This window comes from Stenotrophomonas sp. P5_A8 (genome assembly GCF_056400545.1).
The window spans coordinates 1-3,524 of record NZ_JBFULB010000375.1; the positions used below are offsets into that span (position 1 = coordinate 1).

Annotated in this window: 4 protein-coding genes; all 4 read left to right on the forward strand. The window is 65.3% G+C overall.

The annotated features are described in order from the left end of the window. Positions 1–514, forward strand: a 514-nt coding sequence (tolA, locus tag AC1DQP_RS18225; RefSeq protein WP_478052170.1) for a cell envelope integrity protein TolA, incomplete at its 5' end; no start/stop codon positions are given. Positions 515–677: 163 nt separating this feature from the next. Continuing rightward, entirely contained in the window at positions 678–1,997 is a 1,320-nt protein-coding gene (tolB, locus tag AC1DQP_RS18230; protein WP_457319257.1) for a Tol-Pal system beta propeller repeat protein TolB, read from the forward strand. Between the two features lie 65 nt (positions 1,998–2,062). Then, complete coding sequence (pal, locus tag AC1DQP_RS18235; RefSeq protein ID WP_256775469.1) at positions 2,063–2,581, forward strand: peptidoglycan-associated lipoprotein Pal; 519 nt, start codon at positions 2,063–2,065, stop codon at positions 2,579–2,581. Positions 2,582–2,584: 3 nt separating this feature from the next. Next, complete coding sequence (ybgF, locus tag AC1DQP_RS18240; RefSeq protein ID WP_256775468.1) at positions 2,585–3,394, forward strand: tol-pal system protein YbgF; 810 nt, start codon at positions 2,585–2,587, stop codon at positions 3,392–3,394. Positions 3,395–3,524 lie beyond the last annotated feature (130 nt).

Consider the following 3,524-nt stretch of genomic DNA (forward strand, 5'->3'; position numbering starts at 1 on the left):
GAAGAAGAAGCTGGCCGAGCAGGAACAGAAGGCCAATGACGCCAAGGCCGAAGCCGAGAAGGACAAGAAGCTGGCCGAGATCCGCCGCAAGCGCGCCCAGGCTGAAAACGAAGCCAAGCTGGCCGAGCAGAAGCTGCGCCAGGTGACCGCCGCGCGTGCCGCCAGCGGTACGGCCGCCACTACCGGCGCCACCGGCACCGCCAAGCCGGCCTCCGGTGCCGGCGGCACCAGTGACGATCTGTCGGCCAAGTACGCCGCGGCGATCCAGCAGAAGGTGAAGGGGCAGTGGACCCGTCCCGATTCGGTCCCGCTGGGCCAGAAGTGCCAGGTCTCGATCACCCAGATTCCGGGCGGGCAGGTCATCCAGGCCAAGGTCGTGGGCAACTGCGCGTTCGACGAGGCCGGCAAGCGCTCGATCGAAGCGGCCGTGCTCAACGCCCAGCCGCTGCCGTACCGCGGGTTCGAGACCGTCTTCCAGCGCACGATCAACTTCAACTTCACCGCCCAGGACTGATCGTCCGTGCGGTGGAGTGGGCGGTTTTCCGTCCCGCTCGTTAACGGGCTGTGAGTTTTGCCGGGCGGTGACTCCGCTTTCACGTACCCTTGGTTCATGATTGCGAAACGGTTCACCGCCGCCCTGTTATCCCTCGTTCCGGTTTCCCTCTCTTGAGTGCTCCATGAAGAAGATGCCTCGTTGGCTTGCCGTTGTTGCGGCCCTGTTGTTGCCCTTTGCTGCCCTGGCGCAGCAGAAGGGGCTGGATATCGACATCATCGGCGGCAACGCCTCCGCTACCCCCATTACCGTCGTGCCCATGCCGTACCAGGGCTCGGCCGGTGCACCACAGACCGACGTGGCGTCCGTGGTCCGGGCCGACCTGGAGCGTTCGGGCCAGTTCCGCACCCTGCCCGAAGCGCAGATCGTGGAAAAGCCCAGCCGTGGCAGCGAGATCCAGTTCGCCACCTGGCGCGCGCTGAAGCAGAACTACATCGTGGTCGGCCGCGTCATGGACGCCGGTGCCGGCGCCTACCGGGTCGAGTACGAGCTGTACGACGTGCCCAAGGGTGAGCGCCTGCTCGGCCTGGCGATGACCGCCCGCGGCAACGCGATGCGCGATGTCGCCCACCAGATGGCCGACGCCATCTACGAGAAGATCACCGGGGTGCGTGGCGCCTTCTGGACCCGCATCGCCTATGTCACCGCCAGCGGCAAGGGCGATGCCATGCGCTATGCGCTGATGGTGGCCGATTCGGACGGCTTCAACCCGCAGACCATCGTGCGCTCGGCCGAACCGCTGCTGTCCCCGTCGTGGAGCCCGGATGGCAACCGCCTGGCCTACGTCAGCTTCGAGCGTGGCAATTCGGCGATCTACATCCAGAACATCTCCACCGGCGCCCGTGAACTGGTCACCAGCTTCCGTGGCATCAACAGCGCGCCGTCGTTCTCCCCGGACGGGCGTCGTCTGGCCCTGTCGCTGTCGCGCAGCGGCAACCCGGAAATCTACGTGATGGACCTGGGCAGCAAGCAGCTGACCCAGCTGACCAACCATTTCGCCATCGACACCGAGCCGACCTGGAGTGCCGACGGTTCCAACGTCTACTTCACCTCCGACCGCGGCGGCCGCCCGCAGATCTACCAGGTGTCCTCCAGCGGTGGCAGCGCCTCGCGCGTGACCTTCCAGGGCAACTACAACGCCACCCCGAGCCTGTCCTTCGACGGTAAGAAGCTGGTGGTGGCCCAGGGCAGCGGCAACACCTACAAGATCGCGATGATGGACAGCAGCCTGGGCTCCCCGCGCTGGAGCACGCTGTCCCCGGGTTCGCTGGACGAATCGCCTAGCTTTGCGCCCAATGCAAGCATGGTGTTGTACGCCGCCCGTGAGGGTGGTCGTGGAGTGTTGTATGCCGTCTCGGCCGATGCGCGCGTGCGCCAGCGGCTGGTGCTGGCAGACGGTGATGTTCGTGAGCCTTCTTGGTCGCCTTACCGTACAAAGCGCTAACAGAGTGTTAAGATTTCCACCGTATTCATCCCTCATCCGGCTTTAGGAGCCTCAAAGGTATCGCCATGAACAAGTCCACCCGAGTTCTGCTTGTCTCCCTGTTGTCCGTGGCCGCCCTGGCCGGTTGCTCGAAGAAGGTGAAGGAACAGCCGGCAGCCCCGGTTGACACCGGCTCCTCGACCTCCACCCCGACCGGTCCGTCGACCTCCGGCCTGTACGGCCCGGGCGACCTGGATACCGATTCCTGCCTGCGCCAGCGCGTGGTGTACTTCGACCTGGACAAGGAAGAAGTGAAGCCGGAATTCCAGGCCATCATGGCCTGCCACGCCAAGTACCTGCGTGACCGTCCGTCCTCGCGCATCACCCTACAGGGCCACACCGACGAGCGCGGTTCGCGCGCGTACAACCAGGCCCTGGGCGAGCGTCGTGGCAATGGCGTCAACTCCGCCCTGCAGGCCAACGGTGGCTCGGCTTCGCAGCTGACCGTCGTGTCCTACGGCGAAGAGCGTCCGGTCTGCACCGAGTCGGGCGAGTCCTGCTGGTCGCAGAACCGTCGCGTCGAGATCGTGTACACGGCTCAGTAATAGATGCGCTTTCGATTTCTATCGATGATCGTTGCGGCAGCCCTCGTGGCTGCCGCTCCGGCCAATGCGCAGCGCCAGAGCCTGGCCGACCGGGTCGGTTCGCTTGAGCAGCAGGTGCAGAACAACCAGTCCAACATGGACATGCTCAACCAGCTCAACCAGCTCCGCACGCAGATGCAGGCGCTGCAGTCGCAGGTAGAGCAGTTGCAACATGACAACGAGCAGCTCAAGCAGTCTGCCAAGGACCAGTACCTGGACCTGGACAGCCGCCTGAACCGTCTCGAAGGCGGCGCCCCCGTGCTGCCCGCCGCACCCGCTGCCGCCGCGCCCAAGCCCGTCGCAGCACCCCCGATACCGGCAACGGCCGCTTCCGAGCGGCCGCCTTCCGTGCATGGGGACGCTGGCAGTCTGTCGGCCAGTGGCGATGAGCGCACTGCGTACAACGTCGCGTTCAATTCGCTCAAGGCCGGCAAGTACGATGATTCGGCGCAGCTGTTCCTGAGCTTCCTCGAGCTGTACCCCAACGGCGTCTACACCCCCAATGCCCTGTATTGGCTGGGTGAGAGTTACTACGCCACCCGAAATTTCCCGCTGGCTGAGGCGCAGTTCCGCGACCTCATCTCGCGCTACCCGACCCACGACAAGGCGTCCGGTGGCCTGCTCAAGATCGGCCTGTCGCAGTATGGCGAAGGCAAGGTCGACCAGGCCCAGGCAACCCTGGAACAGGTGGTATCCACCTATCCCGGCTCCGACGCCGCGCGCACCGCGCAGGACCGTCTCCAGTCGATCCGGCTGGGTCAGCAGATCCGCTGAACCGCGCCGGGTCGCTCCACGCGCCCGGGCCGGTATAATCGCCGGTTGCATCTCCCCGATATCGGGGCTCCCGTAGAGCCGAGCCATGCTCGGCTATAGCCGTTTCCGCAGCCGTACCCAAGAATCACCG

Bases quoted from the DNA above. Each gene is read 5' to 3' on its own strand.
- tolB (WP_457319257.1), top strand. From the start codon at position 678: ATGAAGAAGATGCCTCGTTGGCTTGCCGTTGTTGCGGCCCTGTTGTTG.
- pal (WP_256775469.1), top strand. From the start codon at position 2,063: ATGAACAAGTCCACCCGAGTTCTGCTTGTCTCCCTGTTGTCCGTGGCC.
- ybgF (WP_256775468.1), top strand. From the start codon at position 2,585: ATGCGCTTTCGATTTCTATCGATGATCGTTGCGGCAGCCCTCGTGGCT.